This is a genomic window from Yersinia kristensenii, from assembly GCF_900460525.1.
Taxonomy (GTDB): domain Bacteria; phylum Pseudomonadota; class Gammaproteobacteria; order Enterobacterales; family Enterobacteriaceae; genus Yersinia; species Yersinia kristensenii.
Map to the genome: position 1 here is coordinate 1,965,318 of NZ_UHIY01000001.1, position 19,304 is coordinate 1,984,621.

The following is a 19,304-nucleotide window of genomic DNA, read 5'->3' on the forward strand; positions in this document are numbered from 1 at the left end:
AAATAAAAATTCCTTTTAAATCATTTTGTTGTGTTTTAATGCATCATTGCATGTTAATTATTGTGATTTAAATCGCATTTACTTCTCAATATATCCCTTAGATTTAACTTTAATAAACATTAAATAACTAAAATTAACATTTATGTGCAACGCCAGCAGCCGTAGTTGACAGGATTATGGCTGACCTCTGTTCCCTGCGAATAATTAAAATATGAGGCTCTACTATGTCTGGATTATCGACCGAACCTTTAGTGATACCGAAGGTGTTACCGGAGGAGAATCATGCCTATCGTAAAGCGGCATGGCATATTTTACCTTTATTGATGTTGTGCTATGTCATGGCTTATCTGGATCGGGTGAATGTGGGTTTCGCTAAGTTACAAATGGCTGATGACTTACAATTCTCCGATGCGGTGTATGGTTTTGGTGCCGGTATCTTCTTTATTGCCTATTTCTTTTTAGAGATTCCCAGCAACCTGATGTTGCATCGTGTTGGGGCGCGGTTGTGGATCGCGCGCATCATGATTACCTGGGGCATTATTTCGGCGGGAATGGCTTTTGTCACCACGCCGATGTCATTTTATGTGATGCGTTGTTTGTTAGGGATTGCTGAGGCTGGGTTCTATCCGGGGGTGATCCTTTATATCTCTTATTGGTTCCCGACTAACCGCCGTGGTCGAATGTATGCTTTGTTCGCCACCGCTGTTCCATTATCTGGGGTGATAGGTGCACCGCTATCTGGCTGGATAATGGATTCTTTTAATGGTTTCCACGGTTTTGCCGGTTGGCAATGGATGTTTATTCTGGAAGGTATCCCTTCGATATTAATCGGTATTTTGGTCATTTTTAAACTGACGGACAGGATCGGCCATGCTAAGTGGCTAACCGACGCAGAGAAAAAAATCTTACAAACCAATATCGATAATGACACGCAGCATCATGTCCACAGCAGCTTGAAAGAGATTTTCCTGCAACCGCGAGTTTGGTTGCTAACCCTTATTTATTTCTGCCTGATCGCCGGTTTTTACACCATTGGCTTCTGGTTGCCGACGCTGATTAAAGACAGTGGAGTGACCAATATCCTGTCCATTGGCTTACTGAGTGCCATTCCCTATGCAGCAGCGGCTGTGACCATGATTGTGGTCTCGCGCAGTGCCGACCGCTTGCGGGAACGGCGCTGGCATTTGGCATTAACCGCAACATTGGGGGGGATCGGGATGATTATCTCAGCCAGCTTCAGTGACAACATCATCATCGCCATGATCGGTTTAACCATAGGCGCTATGGGGGCTCTTAGTACCTTACCTCTGTTCTGGAGCTTACCGACCGCCTTCCTTGGGGGGACTGCCGCTGCTGCGGGTATCGCACTGATTAACTCTTGGGGTAACCTGGCCGGTTTCGTTGCCCCTTATATGATGGGATATCTGAAAGATCTGACGCAAAGTACCACTATCGGGATGTTGATTATTTCCACCATGTTATTTATTGGTGCGGGGCTGGTCTTTTTAGTTCCGGCTAAGACAGTTAACCGCTAACTGCGCAAATAAAAAGGATAAGACCATGAACATAATGATAACGGGTGCTGCGGGGTTTCTGGGGCGTCGATTAATAGAACATTTACTGACACTGGAATCGTTGACGGACAGCCAAGGTCATCAGCGCAGCATCAACAAAATTATTGCCTGTGATGTGGTGCCGCTGAGTGGAATAACGGATGAGCGGTTAGCGGTTTTTTGTGGTGATATCTCTGACGCACAATGGTTGGCGAGTATTTTCGATCAGCAAATTGACACGGTTTTCCATCTGGCGGCGATCGTCTCTAGTCAGGCAGAAGAAGAATTTGATCTGGGTATGCACATCAACTTTGATGCTACCCGCGGTTTACTAGAACGGGCGCGCCACTTGGGGCACCGTCCTAAAGTCATTATTACCAGTTCAGTGGCAGTATTTGGCGGTGAGTTACCGGCGGTGGTAGCAGATGAGCAGGTTTGGGCGCCACAAAGTTCCTATGGCACACAAAAAGCATTGAATGATTTATTGCTGGCAGATTATAGCCGCCGAGGATTTGTTGATGGTCGTAGCCTGAGAATGCCGACTATTGTGGTGCGCCCGGGCAAACCAAATCGTGCCGCTTCTAGCTTTGCCAGCGGCATTATTCGAGAGCCATTACAGGGGGTTGCAGCGATTTGTCCGGTTAACCCACAAACACGCTTATGGTTGTTATCGCCGAAAATGGCGATTAACAACCTGATCCATGGGCACCAACTGAATGCCAGCCAGCTTAAGTCTGGGCGAGTGATTAATCTGCCTGGGCTATCTGTCCGTGTGCAACAAATGATTGATGCATTACGGCGCATTGCGGGTAATGAAGTGGCTGATCTAATTAACGTTCAGCAAGATCCGCTCATTGAGAAAATTGTGAATTCCTGGCCTGGGAATTTCGATGCGCGTTACGCCAAATCCTTAGGTTTTAGCAGTGATAAGGACTTCGACAACATCATTCATGATTTTATTCTCGGTGATTTACCCCAGAAAGGGCTTAAGAATGTGCCATAGAGATATTAACTTTATATAATAATTACCTTAATAATAATATGGATAAGCTATCAGATTGTGTTGGATACTCAGCATAGTCTGGTGGCTTTTTATTGCCAGATACAGATTTTTAGTCATAAAGTCGATATAATAACCCTATTCGAAATTATCTTATTAATAATAAAAATATATTTTCATTGGGCTAAATAATATGGTTTATCTTCGCGGTGTTTTCTTTTTGTTGCTGATGATTATCTCATCTTCATCTTTAGCTATAAACTGCCAGCGAGCAGCAACACCGGTTGAGTACACCGTTTGCGGTGATGAAGATCTTCATTGGCTTGATCAGACATTCAGTGATATTTATCAAGCGATGTTAGTGAAATATGACACTGAAACAGTTTATCAGCAGCGGCAAGCATGGGAAAAATCTCTGAACAGTTGCACCAGTAATAGCTGTATCCAGCGAGCTTATTTTCAGGGCATTGCCTCTATGTCAGACATTGATAAAAATTTCGACTGGCGTGGTCAATGGTGGAATGTCACTAAAGGTAATGATCGGGGCGGTGTTATCAAAATAACCCGGGTTGCAGAGTGGGGGTTCAGTATTGATAGCCGTGCCTGGTCGGGTGAAAATACCGGTAATTTTAGAGCTGAAGCCCGTAAGGTTGAAGGGTTAGCTGTGGTTGATCTTATTGAAAATACAGCAAATTGTCGGCTATTACTGATTCCAGTAAAAGATGGTTCTATACAGGTACACAGCAATGGCAGTTGGGGGTGTCGCATCTCAATGCCCAAAGATGTCTTTATTGATGGGCAGTATGTCCGAGCCGAAAAAGATCCACGCGAAATACCGACTTTACTTTCTATTGGTATTTTTACTGATGCTGAGAATGATAAGATTTTCCGTGATTTAGTCGGTGAACATTATTCCCAATTTATTGCTTCAGCCAATGTTTATATCTATAGCCAAGACAGGGATAATCGCGGCGCAAAAGTATTATCTACGTGGGTGCGAGGCGCTGCAAATAAACGAGCATCAATAATTATGTACAATCGTAGCGGCTTGATGTGGGCTGCATATGTTGCGCCAGATAAGAATGGAAACCTGCGAGTTAATTATTTTACTAATGTGCCTGAAGACAAAGATAAAAGACCTAAAACCATTGTTGAATGGCAACAAACCTTTATGGATAACTGATATACCTAGGTGCTAACGTTACTGAAGAGTGGCTGACGTGCTCTTATTCCTAATCGATGAATTGAATCAGTACGCATGATCTGGGGCGAAGTTTTAGGCATATAAAAAATGGCTACGGTGTCGAGAAATGAGTGTCGACACTGTAGCCATTTTTATGATGATAATTAACAATGTTTTATTCTAACGTACCAATCACGTTCAATGACATATCATCGGGTATTTCGTTATAAGACAATACGTTAAGCCCATTGCAGAATAATCGTGCATAGCGTGCAATCAAAGGCCGTAATTGTGGAGTGACCAACAAAATAGGGTGGTGATTCTCTGCTTTCATTTGTTCTTTGATGATCGGCATATTTTGTTGCAACTGGGTCAGAATATTTGGGTCGACAGGGAAATTATCCAGAACGATTTTTCCTGCTTGCTGTGCCTGATTGAGTGAGCCAAGCAACATATTCTCTAGCGTGTTATTAATGGTGTAAACCGACAGATTCTTATCATCACCATTGATGCTATTGACGATCCCGGTTCGTAACGCGTACCGTACATCGGAGGTTAATAAAAGTGAATCTCTCGTCATTTTGGCACTGTCTAATAATGTGGTCGCGATAGTCACAATATCTTTAAGAGAGACATTTTCAGTTAATAACTGCCGGTAGACTTTTAATAACTCACTAAAATTAAACTCAGCGGCAAAATCTTCTGCCAGTCGGGGTGACAATGACTCAAGCCGTTGGTGTAATTGCGTTATATCGTCGTAATTAAATAACACCGGCAGGTGCTCGCGCGCCACTTTATTGACATGAGTTGCCACTACACTGGCGCAATCGACTATTTGATAGCCAAAGTTTAAGGCATTTGCCTTATTTTGTGGATCTATCCACACTACCGCCAGGCCATAGGTGGGGTCTATTGATAAAATACCATCCATTTCTCCATATTGCTCAGTGGTAGGAATAGCCATTAGCTTATCAATATAAACTTCACCGCCCGCGACTTTGACGCCATTGACATTAATCGAGTACTGAGAGGGCTTTAAGCGAAAATTTTCCCGTACTTTTACCTCAGGTAATATAATTCCGCAGGTTTCAGAGATAATTTGTCGCACGCCACGTAATCGCTGAATTAAGGGACGCCCTTTTGCTTCATCAACCAGTGTCACCAATTTATAGCCAAGATTCAGCCCAATAGGCTCTACGGCGGGTATATTATCCCAATTAATATTGAGTGAGTTATCTTCTGAAATTGCTTGGCTGAGGGTTGTAAGATCGGGTTCAATATTCGCTTGCTGTATTTTTTTACTTTGCTGCCAAGCGGCGAACAGGAGTAATCCGGTGAAACTGAGAAAGGCAAGATGGGGCATCCCCGGCACAATGGCGAGAATGAACATTACAAATGCTGCAGCATATAAAATGGTTGGCTTTGCCAATAACTGATCTTTAATTTCATCAGTCATATCACCGCCGTCACTTACCCGGGTAACAATAATTGCCGCTGCGGTGGCTAATAACAGTGAAGGAATTTGCGCAACCAAACCATCACCAATGGTCAGTAATACATATTGCTGGAATGACTGGCTAGCACTGAGATCGTATTTGAAAATACCGATACAGATGCCGCCGATCACATTGATCACCAGAATCATAATACCGGCGATAGCATCACCACGAACAAACTTGGATGCACCATCCATTGCTCCGTAGAAGTCGGCTTCGCTGGCCACTTCTTTACGTCGCCGGCGGGCTTGTTCCTGATTGATTAATCCGGCATTAAGGTCGGCATCAATAGCCATCTGCTTACCCGGTAGCGCGTCCAACGTAAAGCGGGCGGAAACCTCCGAAATTCTCTCGGCACCTTTTGTCACGACCACAAAGTTGATGATCATTAGGATGATAAACACCACGAAACCCACGACAAAGTTGCCGCCAATCACCACTTGACCAAAAGCTTCAATCACTTTACCGGCAGCACCAACACCTTCATGACCATTGAGTAATACCACTCGTGTTGACGCTACATTTAATGTTAAGCGCATTAAGGTCGCAATCAGTAGTACAGTCGGAAATATTGCAAAATCAAGTGGGCGTTTACTGTTTACGCTAACCAATAAAACCAATACAGATAACACAATGTTAAAGGTAAATAAAATATCCAATACAATAGGTGATAGCGGCAAAATAACCATTGCCAACACGCAAAGAATTAATATTGGAACGGTAACATGCATATCTCTCAATATATGAGTAAGATAACTAAACTTATTTTTCATCATGGAATTTCTGCATCTCTTTGGGAATACCAAGGTGGGTATTTAATACCGGTTTATTAGCCATGCCTGAGCGCCAAGACTTGACTTGCATCACATACGTCAATACTTGAGCGATGGCGCGATATAGCTGGATTGGAACCTGTTGGTTGACCTTGGTAGTATGGTAAATAGCACGCGCTAAAGGAGGAAACTCAACAATTTCAATATCATTATTTTTAGCTATAGTCCGAATGTATAATGCAATGTCATCCTTCCCCTTTGCGATAATATAAGGCGCACTGGCTTTCTCCGGAGCATATTTTAATGCTACTGAAAAATGCGTTGGGTTAGTAATAATAACATCAGCATTTGGAACGGTTTTATTAATTTGTCCCATAGCAAACTGCCGTTGTAACTGACGAACCCTATTTTTAATTTCTGGATTACCATCATTACTCTTGTGTTCTAGTTTCACCTCCTGCTTAGTCATTTTCATTTTCTTGGTGAAAAGATATTTGCTAAGTGGAATATCAATCGCGGCAAAAATGACAATAATGGCGATGAAATAAACCAAAATGCCGTGATATAAAATAAATCCTTCAGTAATCGCTTCCTGTAGCGGCAATGCTTGTAAGCGCAACAAATCGACCAGCGAGCTATTGACCATTAGATATAAGGTGTAAAGCACGATGCTGCATTTGCCGAGCATCTTCAGGACTTCGGTGCCATTACTCGCTGAAAATATCTTTTTAATTCCTGCCAACGGACTGAGTTTTTTAAAATCCGGGATTAATTTTACCGGTGTGAAATTCCAGCCGCTAGGAACTAAAGTTGCCAATATACTGACCAGTGGGATCGGGGTTAACGTGAGCAAAAATTTGAAAAATATCGATAGGTTGGTTAGTAGTAATTGTTCCAGTGCTGCGGGATCATCTATTCTGCCCGCTGTACGGCCAACCGCCAAAAATGACTCACCAATTAACTCTTTGTAATAGGGTAAAAATAGCGTCAGAGTGACTAATGATGTCACCAATCCGGCCGCCATAGTGACATCTTTAGATCGCGGAATATCCCCTTTCTTTCTCGCTTTCAGCAGCTTACCGCTGGTGGGTTTTTCACTTTTCTCTCCGCTGTTCGATGACATCAGTACACCTTCATCTGTTCAAGCTGCGTCAGGATCTCATTGGTCAAATTGAGATAATGATCCGGCACATTGATGGCCAGTAGCAGTAGGCACAACAGGCCGGACAACATGCCTATGGGGAATCCCAGAGAAAAAAGGTTCAAGGTCGGAGAGATTCGGTTCAGTAAACCGAAAGATCCTTGCACGATCAGCATGATAAAGGTGGTTGGCAGCGCCAGCAGTGTGGCGGATGACATGATCCAACCTAAGCTTAATATCAATGATCGTAAGGAGAAATCATTGATAGCTTCGCCCATTGGCCAACTAATAAAACTTTTATACAGGATGGTGATCAGCAACAAATGCCCATTCATCGTAAAAAAGATAAGTGTGCTAAAAACAAAAATAATTTGTGAAATCACGGTGGTTGAAGCACCACTGGTTGGGTCATTCATCACTGCCATGCCTAAACCCATATTCATTGATAAAATCTGGCCAGCGGCTTGTAAGGCGGCAAAAACCAGTTGCATCATGGAGCCAAATAACCAGCCCCACAGGATTTGTTCGCCGGTGAGCAGTAGTGAATTCATCGATAATAACTCACCAAGGGTCACCGGCTGGCTGAGCATTGGGGTGATTAAAATCGCCAGCAGCAGTGAGGTGCCAATCTTCGCTTTACGGGGAAAAGCGCGATGCTGGAGAACCGGGCAAAAATGGAAAAATGCTAAAATCCGAACAAAGGGTAGCCAAAGTGCAAATACCGGCGTGGTGAGTGTTTGAATATCGATTCCCATTGCCTGTTACCCAACCAACTGTGCGGCTTGCTGGAAAATAGCGATGGTGAAATCACTCAGTTTGGTCATCATCCATTTACCGGCAAAGATTAATACCAGCATGGTCATCACCAGGCGCGGTAGGAAGCTAAGGGTTTGCTCATTAATTTGTGTGGTAGCTTGAAAGATGCTGACCAATAGCCCGGTTAATAAACTGGGAATAATGGCAACCACCGAAATGATCAATACCAGATGCAACCCTGTGGCAATAATGTCCCCGGCAATATCAGTGGTCATCATGCTATAGCCCCTGCACGCTAGCAGTCAGCGTCCCGACAATTAATGTCCAGCCATCACACAGCACAAACAGCATTAATTTAAAGGGTAACGAGACGATGAGAGGCGACAGCATCATCATCCCCATTGCCATCAGAATACTGGCGACAATCAGATCGATGACCAAAAAAGGGATATAAATCATAAAGCCAATCTGGAAGGCGGTTTTCAATTCACTCAACAAATACGCGGGCGTCACGATGGTAAGATCTTGCTGTTGCGGCTCGCCGCTGACTTGAGCAATATCCATCATCTGGTCCAGCGACTTATTGCTGGTCTGTGCCAGCATATAATTCTTAAGAGGGATTTCCGCGCGGGCCAATGCTTGTGGCAAAGTGATTTCATCATTCTGAAAGGGGATGACGGCATCTTGATGGACCTTAGTCCATACCGGGCGCATCACCAGTAAGGTGAGTGCTAGCGCAATACCGGTCAGCACTTTATTGGGGGGACTTTGCTGTAATCCCAGTGCCTGACGTAAAATCGCCAGTACAATAATAAAGCGGGTAAAACAGGTCATCATCAGCATCATGATGGGCAATAGGCCAAGCAGTGTCATCAGGATCAGGATTTCAATCTTGACGTTATAATCCTGACCGGCAGCAGTCTGTGCCGTGCTAAAGAGGGTAATCCCCCCCTGCTGCGCAAGGAGAAGAGGGGAATACAGTAATGCGCTAATAACCAAGCCACTGCTGATGATTTTAGCTGTCATAGTTGGCAGGCGACTCAAGATCATAAAGCGAGTTCACCTAGGCTTTGGCTATTGAAGCTGATAATACGCAGGCCATATTTCTCATTGACCACCACGACTTCAGCTTGACCGAACATGATGCCATTAATTTTAATATCCAGTGGTTCACCGGCCAGTTTATCCAACTCAATTACTGAATCATTATTCACTGACATCAATTCAGAAAGTGGAATATCTACCGAGGCGACTTCCAGTGTTAACGTGACAGGGATACGACTGAACAGCGATATTTTTCGTTGCTGTTCATGCTGGCTGTTATCCACGGCGGGCACTGAAGCCGTAGGGACAGAAAATGGCACATTAACTTCATTCTCTGGTGGTGAAAAATTAAAATCTAGATCGTTGCTGAGTTCAATTGATTGGTCAGTCATGGTTCATCTCATTAGTTTTGTCATTAAATTCAGATAAAAATAGTTTGCCGCGACTCTCAGTAACGACAGCGCTAAATAAGGGTTGCTTGCCAATAAATACGGGGAATCGCTCAGGTAGAGAAGTAGGGATGATATCGCCCTCTTTTATTGCCATCAGATCAAATAATGTGAGGTCACTACAACTTAACTGACTGGTAAGCTGAATAGGTAATTGGCTTACCAATTGATTAAATTGGGTTACTGATAATGTCTGAGTTTTCTTTTCTTCTTTGATTCCGGTATGCAATGTATTAAGCAATCTGTCGACATTAGGAGTATCAATAAGCAATGTAAAACCGACATTCTCATAATCCTTTAGCAAAAAATCCATCTGATAAGACCAACTAACAATAGGTGTGGAATTGTTGTTTTTGATCACTAATGGCTCACCAAATACCGGCTGATTAAGAATCAAATCAGCTATTTCTATGCTTAGTTTGTTTTTTAGTCTCTCTTCTGTCTGGGTTTTTGGTGTGTTATCCAAGACGGAAACAGTGCTCTTTTCTTTGGTTAAACCATAGTAGTCATTAAGAATATTAAGCAGCAGAGTGCGGTCGATATCAAAGGCAATATTCCCTATTTGGCTACTGAGTGTTTGAGAATTATTGTAATGGCAATCTGTTTTGAACTTGATATCTTTTAACGTGATATTGATTCTGTATTTTCTTAAAAAATAGAGGCTAACTTGCTTTTCAATTACAGCAAAATAGCTACCCACTATTTTTGGTATTTTATGATAAGGACGCCCAAGTTTATTAATGTCCAGAGTCATTATTTCCGGTAGCGAGTCACTGCTGTGAACCCTTACTTTAGCTTTATTTGGCTTCATGCTTTATCCAAAATCATAGTCCGACTAATTTTTCACGTCACTCGCCAGTGGTCATGGGGAATGAGTGAGTTACTTATGTTTTTTTAGGGTGTTAATTAAACCTTCTATTACAAATCAATACAATGGGCATTTCTTTATTAATTTATTTCTTTTTTATTTTCTGAATTAATAATTTATCTCTAACTATATGATTCTAAATGATTAATATTTTTAATTTTTATTTAACTCCTTTATTTTAAAGAGTAAATATATAGTTATCACCCAGCAGTTTTCTGTTGTCTGGTTTGTTAATTGTTAAATAATAAAGTGAATGCATATTTTTATTTCATTAAGATTTAATAATACGTCATTGTTGGTCGTGTTATTAACTGTTGAATGTGATTTGTTGGCTTTACTGGAGAGTGAGTACATTATGATGAATATGACTATGGATGTGTTATCTAAAAATGAACATGGTTTTGTTGCTAATGCACCCTCCAGTGTGAGTGTATTCTCTCTTGCGCGTCGGGTGGCAGAATTCAATGTGCCAGTATTAATCACTGGAGAAACAGGAACCGGTAAAGAGTGTGTGGCAAAATATATTCACCATAAAGCAATGGGTGAGAGCGCCCCCTATATTGCAGTAAATTGTGCCGCTATCCCTGAGAGTATGCTGGAAGCTATATTATTCGGTTATGAAAAAGGTGCATTTACTGGGGCTGTTGCCAGTGTTGCTGGTAAATTTGAACAAGCCAATGGCGGTACATTATTACTAGATGAAATTGGCGATATGCCATTAGCCTTGCAAGTTAAGTTATTACGTGTATTACAAGAGCAGGAAGTTGAGCGCTTAGGTGGACATAAACGTATCCCGCTAGATATTCGTATTATTGCCTCTACCAATAAAGATTTGAGTGTTGAGATTGCAGAAGGGCGCTTTCGTCAGGATCTCTATTACCGCTTGTCAGTGGTGCCGATTCATATCTCACCGCTGCGCGAAAGGCCGGAAGATATTATGCCGTTGGTGAGTGCTTTTTTTAAGAAATACCGTAATTTTTTAGATGTGAAAATTAATATTACTGCGCAAGCGCAGTGTGAGCTACAAACGTATTCTTGGCCGGGTAATGTACGCGAATTAGAAAACGTTATTCAGCGAGGGATCATTATGAGCAATAATGGGCTTATCGACATTTCACATTTAGGCCTGTCTGCAACAAAGGAAGAGCCGCTATCAGAGGGGCCATTAGATGAAAATAAATCGGCAGAAAATAAGCCGGTGTTTTCTACTGCCAATATTCAATCCAGTCATGGCGAAAGCAACATTAAATTACGCGGACGTTTGGCTCAATACCAATATATCGCGGATTTATTACAAAGACACCAGGGAAGTAAATCCAAAACGGCCGCATTTTTAGGTATTACCCCGCGCGCTTTGCGCTATCGGTTGGCTAATATGCGCGAAGACGGTATCGATATTGAGTGTTACTCATAAGAGGAAGAACCATGGATAAAGTTGGAGCTATCACTATGCCAAATATGCAATTGCCGATGATAACGGAAATGCAACAGATGGCGGCCATAGCCAGTAATCGTGTTGAGTTTAGCACTGCATTACCGCAGCCCACGGGGAGTAGTTTGTTCGCGCAGGTTAACGGGGTGAACTCCCCTTCATTTTCCCGGGTGTTCAACGGTGTGATTAATAGTGTGGATAACTTACAACATGTGGCAAGCGATAAGCAGACCGCAATGGATATGGGCGTCAGTGATGATTTAACCGGCACGATGCTAGCAAGTCAGAAAGCCAGTGTGGCTTTCTCAGCGATGGTGCAGGTGCGTAATAAACTTACCACTGCACTCGACGAAGTCATGAATACTGCGCTGTAGGGTAAATCGGTGTTAGATAAAATTAAGCAACAATTGCCCGCCATTAGGTTGGGTAAAAATCAAAAAAGTATCCTTATGGGCGCGATGGCTCTCTTGGTCACCGGTGCGATTATTTTCAGCCTTTGGCGCGGCTCGCAGGGCTATACCGCCTTGTTTGGTTCACAGGAACATATTCCGGTGACGCAAGTCGTTGAAGTGCTGGATGGCGAGGCGATTGCCTATCGTATTAATCCAGATAATGGTCAGATATTAGTAGCAGAAAATCAACTGGGCAGAGCGCGTATTCTGCTGGCAGCCAAAGGCATTACTGCCACATTGCCGACAGGTTATGAGCTGATGGATCAGGAAACCATGCTCGGCAGTAGCCAGTTTATTCAGAATGTGCGCTACAAGCGCAGTTTGGAGGGGGAACTGGCACAGAGCATTATGGCGTTAACCGCTGTGGATTATGCCCGGGTTCATTTAGGGATGAGTGAAGCCAGTTCTTTTGCCATCAGCAATCGCTCAGAGAGTAGTGCGTCCGTCATTTTGCGCCTGAAATATGGTCAAACGCTGAAAACCGAGCAGGTGGGGGCTATTGTCCAGTTGGTCGCGGGCAGTATTCCCGCCATGAAAGCGGCCAATGTGCGGGTAGTTGATCAGCACGGCGAGCTGTTATCAGAAGCCTATCAAGCGAATAGCAAAGGAATGACAAATGTGAAAAGTGGGGCTGAATTAGCCCATTATTTGCAGAGCACCACCGAGAAGAGTATCGCCAATCTGCTTAGCTCCGTGGTCGGCGTCAATAACTACCGCATCAGTGTCGCGACCCAACTTGATCTGAGCCGTGTTGAAGAAACGCTGGAACGCTATGGCGCAGAGCCGCGTGTCAGCGATGAGAATATTCAGCAAGAAAACGGCAATGAAGACATGGCGATGGGGATTCCAGGTTCATTAAGCAATCAGCCTTCTGCTCAGCCACGAAACACCAATGCGCCGGCCATGATGAGCCGCAGCCAGGCGCAGCGTAAGTATGCCTACGACCGTGATATCCGCCATGTGCGCCATCCGGGCTTTAAGCTGGAGAAGATGACGGTTGCAGTGATTTTGAATAAATCCGCTCCGGCGCTGGATAAATGGACGGCAGAACAGCTGAATGAATTGAAGCGCTTAATTGAAGATGCCGCAGGTATCGACGTAAAACGGGGTGACTCCCTGACCCTGAATATGCTGGCCTTTACTGCGCCGATAGTGATTGAAGAGTCTGTTATTCCGTGGTGGCAAGATGCAACGACTTTCCGTTGGGCGGAAATTGCGGGTATTGGCTTACTGTCGCTGCTGTTCTTGCTATTCGGTGTACGCCCATTGATGGCGCGGTTATCACGTCCGGATGATAAGCACGCTACTTTGGCGATGTCCGAAAACGCTGATAGCCCGAATGCGACAAATACCGCAGGTGAAAGCGGCACAGCAACAGAATCTAGGTTGCCAGCCTCTTCCTTTAAAGAAGATGACAATCTGCCACCGCAAGGTTCTGGCCTGGATACCAAAATCGCTCACTTGCAACAATTAGCTCAGTCAGAAACTGAACGTGTCGCCGAAGTCATTAAACAATGGATTAATAATAATGAACGAATCAAACCTCAATCAGAATGATGATGCAATGGTGCGTGATAGCGCCACTGCTTCTGCCCCGGTACGCAGCCGTTTAGAGCAGGCAGGGATTTTGCTTCTGAGTGTGGGTGAGGAAGCCGCGGCGATGGTGATGCAGAAACTGACGCGCGAGGAAGTGGTGTGTATCAGCCAAACTATGTCTCGCCTGCATGGTGTCAAATTGAACCATGCACGGCAGGCATTGGATGACTTCTTTGTCGATTATCGTGAACAAAGCGGGATCAACGGCGCATCGCGCAGTTATCTGCAAGGCATTCTGAGTAAAGCTTTGGGCAGTGATATCTCTAAAAGTGTCATTAATGGCATCTATGGTGATGAAATCCGCCATAGGATGACCCGCTTGCAGTGGGTCGGGACACCACAACTGGCGGCGCTGATTGAACAGGAACATCTGCAATTACAGGCGGTATTTTTAGCTTTTTTACCGCCGGATGTAGCAGCTGAAGTGTTGGCCTACCTGGATAAAGGGCGGCAGGACGATGTGTTGTACCGGATTGCCAAGCTCGATGATGTCAACCGCGATGTGGTGGATGAACTGGATCGCCTGATTGAGCGCGGCGTGGCGGTATTGTCAGAGCACGGTTCCAAAGTTTTGGGGATCAAACAAGCCGCGAATATCGTTAACCGTATTCCCAGCAACCAGCAGCAGTTGTTGGAGCAACTGGGGGAGCGTGATGAAGAAGTGCTCAATGATCTGAAGGATGAGATGTATGAATTCTTTATCCTCAGCCGCCAAAGTGAGGTCACTTTGCAACGCTTGATGGATGATATCCCGATGAGCGACTGGGCGATAGCGCTGAAAGGCACTGAGCCGGTACTGCGCCAAGCCATTTATGACGTGCTGCCAAAGCGCCAAATACAGCAGTTGCAAAATGCGACCAATCGGATGGGGGCGGTGCCAGTCAGCCGCGTAGAGCATATACGCAAAGAGATAATGGCGCAGGTGCGCGCGCTGGCCGAAGCGGGAGAAATCCAGGTGCAATTGTTTGCTGAACAGACCATGGAGTAAGGCAATGTCGATAAAAAATAGCCTGCGCTTTGGCGGGGCGAAAGTACGGGTTCATCAGTTCCCGCCATTGCGTCAAATCCGCCAGAACTTACAAGCCGCCGATACCATGACACTCGATCCGGCGGCCTATCAAAAACAGCTGATGGACGGTTTTCAGGAAGGGATCAGTCAGGGTTTTAATAAAGGATTGTCTGAGGGAAAAGAGGAAGGATATCAAGAGGGTGTCCGTCTGGGATATGACGACGGGTTGAAAAAAGGGCGGGTAGAAGCGCGACAATCAGAAAGTCACCGATTTGATGAAGCTATCGAGCCATTTAGCGGCTACATCGAAAAAATGCATGATTATTTAAGCAGTTATGAAAATCGCCGTCGCGATGAGCTAGTGCAATTAGTGGAAAAAGTGACGCGTCAGGTTATCCGCTGTGAATTGGCACTGCAACCTGCGCAGTTGCTCGCATTAGTTGAGGAAGCACTGGCGGCACAACCGTCAGTTCCCACGCAACTGAAAGTCTATCTTAACCCCGCCGAGCTGGGCCGCATCAATGATGTTGCGCCGGAGAAAGTTAAACAGTGGGGGCTGATAGCCGATCCGGAGATGGCCAGCGGTGAATGCCGTGTGGTCACCGATACCACGGAGATTGATGTGGGTTGCCAACATCGTCTGGATCAGTGTGTTGAAGCATTGAAAAGCAGCTTACTGCCGGATCAATACCATGGGTGAGCTGGCAGCACTGGATAATGCATTGAAATCTATAGATAACATTAACCTGGCCAGAGTCGCTGGACGCTTAGTACGGGTTAATGGGATTTTGCTGGAAAGTGTCGGTTGCCGTCTGGCGATTGGCCAGCGTTGCCGTATCGAGAGCACTGAAAACGTCTTTATTGAGGCGCAGGTGGTCGGGTTTGACCGAGAGGTCACTTATCTGATGCCGTTTAAGCAACCGGATGGCCTGATGAGCGGGGCGCGGGTATTCCCGTGTGAACTGGATGGCGAACTGCTGATTGGTGATAGCTGGTTGGGTCGAGTGGTGAATGGTTTGGGTGAGCCGATTGATGGCAAGGGGTTGCTCGGTGGAGAGACTCCGCTGCAACCGCAATTACCGCAAATCCACCCTTTACAACGCCAGCCGGTTAGCACGCCATTGGATGTGGGGGTCAAAGCCATCAACGGCTTACTCACTATTGGCAAAGGCCAACGGGTCGGATTGATGGCGGGCAGTGGCGTGGGCAAAAGTATGTTGTTGGGCATGATGACCCGCTATACCCAGGCAGATGTGGTGGTGGTCGGGCTGATTGGCGAGCGTGGCCGAGAGGTGAAGGAGTTTATTGAAAACTCCTTACAGGCCTGTGGTATGGCAAAGTCGGTGGTGATAACCGCACCGGCAGATGAATCGCCGTTAATGCGCATTAGAGCCACCGAACTCTGCCACTCCGTTGCGACCTATTATCGTGATAAAGGTAAAGACGTGTTACTGCTGGTGGATTCACTCACCCGCTATGCCATGGCACAGCGAGAAATTGCTCTGTCATTGGGGGAGCCACCGGCGACCAAAGGCTATCCGCCTTCTGCTTTTAGTATCATTCCACGGTTGGCCGAAAGTGCTGGGAACAGCTACGGCAGCGGCACCATGACCGCTATTTATACTGTGCTGGCGGAAGGCGATGATCAGCAAGATCCTATCGTCGATTGCGCCCGCGCAGTATTAGATGGTCACATCGTATTATCGCGCCAGTTGGCGGAGTCCGGTCACTACCCTGCCATTGATATTGGCCAATCGATCAGCCGCTGTATGAGCCAGATCTCACCCCGTGAACAGGTTCAATCTGCCCGTTTACTGAAGCAATGCTATGCCGATTATATGGAGATCAAACCCTTGATTCCGCTGGGCGGCTATGTTGCTGGGGCCGATCCGATGGCAGATCGGGCAGTACAGTATTATCCGGCCATTATCGATTTCTTGCGACAGGAGGTCGATCAACCCTCACTCCTGCCCGCCACACTGGCGCATCTGAACTCGCTCTATCCACAATCTGATATTCAAACACCTGAGGCCCAATCATGAGTGACAAGCTGATGAATACCTTGCAACGGCTACAACAGTTGCGGCAACGGGCGCTTAATCAGGCCACCAGTCAATTGGCCCAGCAAAAACAGCTGTGCCAACGTTATCAAAACAACATTAATGCTTTAGCATCGTTAACCCATTTTGCATTAATACCCGTGTCTGGTGCGGCTTTGATGACTAACCGCGCCAACTATAAGCACAATATTCAGCGCGTTATTGACTGGCAAAAGCAGGAGCAGGTATTGGCCAATATTGAAGCGGGCAAGTTGCAAACGCATTTGCAGCAGCAAGCCTGTCGGGAAAAGATTGTGGCGGTGGTATTAGCACAGCAACAGCAGCAGAGTCAGATGGAACAGGGGCGGCGTGAGCAAAAAAACACTGATGGCCTGGCTGCGCAATGCTGGCAGCGGCAGCGGGCGGGATAAGGTTTCCCGCATAGGGTCATAGTGCTGATACCGGTTATTACCCTGCTTATAACCACGATATTAACGATTTCATCGGGGGTTTATTTTATCCGCCCAAGGGGGTATTTATGCTAAGTGCCATTATTTGAAGTGGGCGGATAACTAATAATTATGAGAAATATATTAAGAGGTAAAGTAATAATCAAATAAATGATTATACCTTTCTGTAAAAGAAGGAAACTATTATGAATAAGAATAACACCGCGTATATTGCCGCAGTCGTTCAAGCTTCTCCCATCTATCTTGACCTTGATGCCACCATTAATAAAGCGGTCGATCTTATTGCGCAGGCGGCCAGACAGGGGGCGAAGATTATCGCATTTTCTGAGCTGTTTTTCCCAGGTTATCCATGGTTTTTATGGCTGGGAACAATGGACTATATGACGCCATTTATTCGTCGTTATCATGAACAATCGATGATCATTAATAGCCTTGAATATCAGCGGATCCAGCAGGCGGCCAAAGATAACCATATTTTCATTTCGTTTGGATTAAGTGAGCTTGATGCTGCTAGTTTGTATATTGCACAGGTATTAATCAGTGATAAGGGGGAAACGGTTTATACGCGGCGCAAGCTCAAACCTACCTGTATGGAAAGGGTACTGTTCGGGGAAGGTGACGGCAGTAGTCTGGTAGTCAGCCCTACAGCACTGGGCAATATTGGCTCTCTGTGCTGCGGGGAGCATCTTCAACCGTTAAGTAAATATGCTCTGTATGCGCAGAATGAACAGCTCCATATTGCTGCGTGGCCCGCGTTTTCGCTGTCGGGAGGTGAGGGGAGCCATATTCTCTCTGGTGAGGTCAACATCGCGGTTTCTCAGGTCTATGCGGTGGAAGGACAGTGTTACGTTCTGGTTCCTTGCGCCACGGTATCAAGAGCTGCAGTAGCCTTATTTTGCTTTGATAATAACATGAAAAAAACCTTATCTACCGGCGGGGGATATGCCCGTATTTTCGGCCCTGACGGGAAACTGCTAGTCACACCACTTCAGACCGACGAAGAGGGGATTTTGTATGCACAATTGGATTTGTCGTCCATCACCATGGGTAAATTTATTTACGATCCCGCAGGGCATTATTCTCGGCCTGATGTCACCCGGTTGCTGCTTGATCCAAATAAAAAAGAGGTTGTAATAAAGAGCACTGATTTACCCGATAACAATGTCATATTACAGAATGATAGTGGGATTGAAATGAGTGATAAATAATATTTCTGCGACTATTATTCCATGAGTCGCAGCTTCTCTCAAAGCCTCTGCTTGCCCTCCCTGAACACCTTATTTAGCCCGCATATAAAAAATCTGACGGGGTCTCGGTTAATGAAGACAAGAGGTCCATCTGCATGGTTAGCAGCAGACCATTATGCTGGTTTTGCTGGCGGCAGGCGTCGGCGCGTAAACGCAAGTCCGCCCATAATGCGCCAGCATGTTCGCGGTAATGTATCGGTAAACTAGAGAGCAGCTGGTGCATACCTTCTTTATGGGCAGGAAATTGTAAATCTTGCATTAGCCGCCGGCGCTCAGTGGCAGATTGATCAATCATATTATACAGTTCCATCAACTGCAGATTGAGCGCTTCCAGAGCTTCAGTATTGTGGTTAATCATCAACTCGCGCTGTTTTACCAATAACTTTTCCAAGGCAATATAGCGTTTGCGATCTTCCTGAATCGCCACCAACAACTGCTGAGTGCTCTGCTGCTGACTGTTTTTTACCGGCTGCATAATTTCCTTAACTCCTGTGAAAGTTCAGCATCGCCCTGGCGATATCGGCGGTATTCAGTTTGATTTTATCGGCCTGAATATCCGCTTTAGCCATAGCGACGCGTTCGCTATCCACTTCGGGCATTTTTTGTAATTTGGCATGCAACTCACCTGCCGATGCAGCATGTTGTGTCGTGCTAACCACAGATCGTACTGGAGCAATAGCCTGAATAGCTTGGGAATTTTCTGTTTTAGCGGCCGGGGCGGCAACCATTATCTGCCGGCGATGCGCGTTAATTTCCATTTGAAGTCACCTTATAGTCAGTTAATGGAAGACGATTT

Annotated in this window: 20 protein-coding genes and 1 pseudogene; 12 read left to right on the forward strand and 9 right to left on the reverse strand. The window is 45.4% G+C overall.

From position 1 onward, the window contains the following. The first annotated feature begins 224 nt into the window (after window positions 1-224). The 3 genes from DX162_RS09030 to DX162_RS09040 all read left to right on the forward strand — a co-directional run bounded on the left by DX162_RS09030 (window position 225) and on the right by DX162_RS09040 (window position 3,736). Window positions 225-1,535: an MFS transporter gene (locus DX162_RS09030; protein WP_032819603.1), complete on the forward strand. Its 1,311-nt coding sequence runs from the start codon at window positions 225-227 to the stop codon at window positions 1,533-1,535. 25 nt (window positions 1,536-1,560) lie between these two features. Next, on the forward strand, window positions 1,561-2,556 hold the full coding sequence (gene denD, locus DX162_RS09035) for a D-erythronate dehydrogenase (RefSeq protein ID WP_032819601.1): 996 nt from the start codon (window positions 1,561-1,563) through the stop codon (window positions 2,554-2,556). Between the two features lie 190 nt (window positions 2,557-2,746). Next, window positions 2,747-3,736 (forward strand): lysozyme inhibitor LprI family protein, encoded by a 990-nt coding sequence (locus tag DX162_RS09040; RefSeq protein ID WP_004390062.1) that lies wholly within the window; start codon window positions 2,747-2,749, stop codon window positions 3,734-3,736. A gap of 175 nt (window positions 3,737-3,911) precedes the next feature. Here DX162_RS09040 and DX162_RS09045 read toward each other — a convergent pair whose 3' ends face one another. Genes DX162_RS09045 through DX162_RS09075 form a run of 7 tightly spaced genes read right to left on the reverse strand, consistent with a single transcriptional unit; the run spans window position 3,912 to window position 10,206 of the window. After that, window positions 3,912-6,008 (reverse strand): flagellar biosynthesis protein FlhA, encoded by a 2,097-nt coding sequence (locus DX162_RS09045; RefSeq protein ID WP_071777593.1) that lies wholly within the window; start codon window positions 6,006-6,008, stop codon window positions 3,912-3,914. Then, window positions 5,995-7,128, reverse strand: coding sequence for a flagellar type III secretion system protein FlhB (gene flhB, locus DX162_RS09050; protein ID WP_004390059.1), 1,134 nt, complete (start codon window positions 7,126-7,128; stop codon window positions 5,995-5,997). The genes DX162_RS09045 and flhB overlap by 14 nt, the downstream gene beginning before the upstream one ends. Next, a complete protein-coding gene (gene fliR, locus DX162_RS09055; RefSeq protein WP_032819599.1) occupies window positions 7,128-7,901 on the reverse strand; it encodes a flagellar biosynthetic protein FliR in 774 nt (257 codons plus the stop codon). The genes flhB and fliR overlap by 1 nt, the downstream gene beginning before the upstream one ends. A gap of 6 nt (window positions 7,902-7,907) precedes the next feature. Next, window positions 7,908-8,180 carry a flagellar biosynthesis protein FliQ gene (gene fliQ / locus DX162_RS09060; protein ID WP_004390057.1) on the reverse strand — a complete coding sequence of 91 codons (273 nt, stop codon included), beginning with the start codon at window positions 8,178-8,180 and terminating at the stop codon, window positions 7,908-7,910. 1 nt (window position 8,181) lies between these two features. Next, window positions 8,182-8,928: a flagellar type III secretion system pore protein FliP gene (gene fliP / locus DX162_RS09065; RefSeq protein ID WP_004390056.1), complete on the reverse strand. Its 747-nt coding sequence runs from the start codon at window positions 8,926-8,928 to the stop codon at window positions 8,182-8,184. Window positions 8,929-8,948: 20 nt separating this feature from the next. Beyond that, complete coding sequence (gene fliN, locus DX162_RS09070) at window positions 8,949-9,338, reverse strand: flagellar motor switch protein FliN (RefSeq protein WP_032819598.1); 390 nt, start codon at window positions 9,336-9,338, stop codon at window positions 8,949-8,951. Then, complete coding sequence (locus DX162_RS09075) at window positions 9,331-10,206, reverse strand: FliM/FliN family flagellar motor switch protein (protein WP_004390052.1); 876 nt, start codon at window positions 10,204-10,206, stop codon at window positions 9,331-9,333. The genes fliN and DX162_RS09075 overlap by 8 nt, the downstream gene beginning before the upstream one ends. A gap of 412 nt (window positions 10,207-10,618) precedes the next feature. Between DX162_RS09075 and DX162_RS09080 the strand changes: the two are divergent. From DX162_RS09080 to DX162_RS09115, 9 genes and pseudogenes are all read left to right on the forward strand, one after another. Then, window positions 10,619-11,372 (forward strand): annotated as a pseudogene (locus DX162_RS09080) (sigma-54 interaction domain-containing protein); the annotation flags it as partial. Continuing rightward, complete coding sequence (locus DX162_RS22925) at window positions 11,351-11,677, forward strand: helix-turn-helix domain-containing protein (protein ID WP_408642848.1); 327 nt, start codon at window positions 11,351-11,353, stop codon at window positions 11,675-11,677. The pseudogene DX162_RS09080 and the gene DX162_RS22925, both read left to right, overlap by 22 nt. An 11-nt stretch (window positions 11,678-11,688) precedes the next feature. Then, entirely contained in the window at window positions 11,689-12,069 is a 381-nt protein-coding gene (fliE, locus tag DX162_RS09085; RefSeq protein ID WP_004390049.1) for a flagellar hook-basal body complex protein FliE, read from the forward strand. A gap of 9 nt (window positions 12,070-12,078) precedes the next feature. After that, complete coding sequence (fliF, locus tag DX162_RS09090; RefSeq protein ID WP_004390047.1) at window positions 12,079-13,704, forward strand: flagellar basal-body MS-ring/collar protein FliF; 1,626 nt, start codon at window positions 12,079-12,081, stop codon at window positions 13,702-13,704. Further along, entirely contained in the window at window positions 13,676-14,731 is a 1,056-nt protein-coding gene (locus tag DX162_RS09095; RefSeq protein WP_032819596.1) for a flagellar motor switch protein FliG, read from the forward strand. The genes fliF and DX162_RS09095 overlap by 29 nt, the downstream gene beginning before the upstream one ends. A gap of 4 nt (window positions 14,732-14,735) precedes the next feature. Continuing rightward, window positions 14,736-15,452 carry a flagellar assembly protein FliH gene (fliH, locus tag DX162_RS09100; RefSeq protein WP_004390044.1) on the forward strand — a complete coding sequence of 239 codons (717 nt, stop codon included), beginning with the start codon at window positions 14,736-14,738 and terminating at the stop codon, window positions 15,450-15,452. Further along, a complete protein-coding gene (gene fliI, locus DX162_RS09105) occupies window positions 15,445-16,794 on the forward strand; it encodes a flagellar protein export ATPase FliI (RefSeq protein WP_032819595.1) in 1,350 nt (449 codons plus the stop codon). Before fliH ends, fliI begins: the two co-directional genes overlap by 8 nt. Then, window positions 16,791-17,222, forward strand: a complete 432-nt coding sequence (gene fliJ, locus DX162_RS09110; RefSeq protein ID WP_032819592.1) for a flagellar export protein FliJ — start codon at window positions 16,791-16,793, stop codon at window positions 17,220-17,222. Before fliI ends, fliJ begins: the two co-directional genes overlap by 4 nt. Window positions 17,223-17,446: 224 nt before the next feature. After that, window positions 17,447-18,469, forward strand: a complete 1,023-nt coding sequence (locus DX162_RS09115; protein WP_004390033.1) for a carbon-nitrogen hydrolase family protein — start codon at window positions 17,447-17,449, stop codon at window positions 18,467-18,469. Between the two features lie 73 nt (window positions 18,470-18,542). Here the strand turns inward: DX162_RS09115 and flgN are convergent, their stop codons facing one another. Further along, window positions 18,543-18,983, reverse strand: coding sequence for a flagellar protein FlgN (gene flgN / locus DX162_RS09120; protein WP_004390032.1), 441 nt, complete (start codon window positions 18,981-18,983; stop codon window positions 18,543-18,545). Window positions 18,984-18,990: 7 nt separating this feature from the next. Beyond that, window positions 18,991-19,266, reverse strand: a complete 276-nt coding sequence (flgM, locus tag DX162_RS09125) for a flagellar biosynthesis anti-sigma factor FlgM (protein ID WP_004390030.1) — start codon at window positions 19,264-19,266, stop codon at window positions 18,991-18,993. Between the last annotated feature and the right edge of the window lie 38 nt (window positions 19,267-19,304).

What these genes read in the sequence shown, in the direction of transcription:
- DX162_RS09115 (WP_004390033.1), top strand. Translation starts at nt 17,447, where the DNA reads ATGAATAAGAATAACACCGCGTATATTGCCGCAGTCGTTCAAGCTTCT.
- DX162_RS09045 (WP_071777593.1), bottom strand. Translation starts at nt 6,008, where the DNA reads ATGATGAAAAATAAGTTTAGTTATCTTACTCATATATTGAGAGATATG.
- fliE (WP_004390049.1), top strand. Translation starts at nt 11,689, where the DNA reads ATGGATAAAGTTGGAGCTATCACTATGCCAAATATGCAATTGCCGATG.
- fliN (WP_032819598.1), bottom strand. Translation starts at nt 9,338, where the DNA reads ATGACTGACCAATCAATTGAACTCAGCAACGATCTAGATTTTAATTTT.
- fliI (WP_032819595.1), top strand. Translation starts at nt 15,445, where the DNA reads ATGGGTGAGCTGGCAGCACTGGATAATGCATTGAAATCTATAGATAAC.
- DX162_RS09075 (WP_004390052.1), bottom strand. Translation starts at nt 10,206, where the DNA reads ATGAAGCCAAATAAAGCTAAAGTAAGGGTTCACAGCAGTGACTCGCTA.
- fliR (WP_032819599.1), bottom strand. Translation starts at nt 7,901, where the DNA reads ATGGGAATCGATATTCAAACACTCACCACGCCGGTATTTGCACTTTGG.
- DX162_RS09030 (WP_032819603.1), top strand. Translation starts at nt 225, where the DNA reads ATGTCTGGATTATCGACCGAACCTTTAGTGATACCGAAGGTGTTACCG.
- fliH (WP_004390044.1), top strand. Translation starts at nt 14,736, where the DNA reads ATGTCGATAAAAAATAGCCTGCGCTTTGGCGGGGCGAAAGTACGGGTT.
- DX162_RS09040 (WP_004390062.1), top strand. Translation starts at nt 2,747, where the DNA reads ATGGTTTATCTTCGCGGTGTTTTCTTTTTGTTGCTGATGATTATCTCA.
- DX162_RS09095 (WP_032819596.1), top strand. Translation starts at nt 13,676, where the DNA reads ATGAACGAATCAAACCTCAATCAGAATGATGATGCAATGGTGCGTGAT.
- fliQ (WP_004390057.1), bottom strand. Translation starts at nt 8,180, where the DNA reads ATGATGACCACTGATATTGCCGGGGACATTATTGCCACAGGGTTGCAT.
- DX162_RS22925 (WP_408642848.1), top strand. Translation starts at nt 11,351, where the DNA reads ATGAGCAATAATGGGCTTATCGACATTTCACATTTAGGCCTGTCTGCA.
- denD (WP_032819601.1), top strand. Translation starts at nt 1,561, where the DNA reads ATGAACATAATGATAACGGGTGCTGCGGGGTTTCTGGGGCGTCGATTA.
- flgM (WP_004390030.1), bottom strand. Translation starts at nt 19,266, where the DNA reads ATGGAAATTAACGCGCATCGCCGGCAGATAATGGTTGCCGCCCCGGCC.
- flgN (WP_004390032.1), bottom strand. Translation starts at nt 18,983, where the DNA reads ATGCAGCCGGTAAAAAACAGTCAGCAGCAGAGCACTCAGCAGTTGTTG.
- fliP (WP_004390056.1), bottom strand. Translation starts at nt 8,928, where the DNA reads ATGACAGCTAAAATCATCAGCAGTGGCTTGGTTATTAGCGCATTACTG.
- fliJ (WP_032819592.1), top strand. Translation starts at nt 16,791, where the DNA reads ATGAGTGACAAGCTGATGAATACCTTGCAACGGCTACAACAGTTGCGG.
- flhB (WP_004390059.1), bottom strand. Translation starts at nt 7,128, where the DNA reads ATGTCATCGAACAGCGGAGAGAAAAGTGAAAAACCCACCAGCGGTAAG.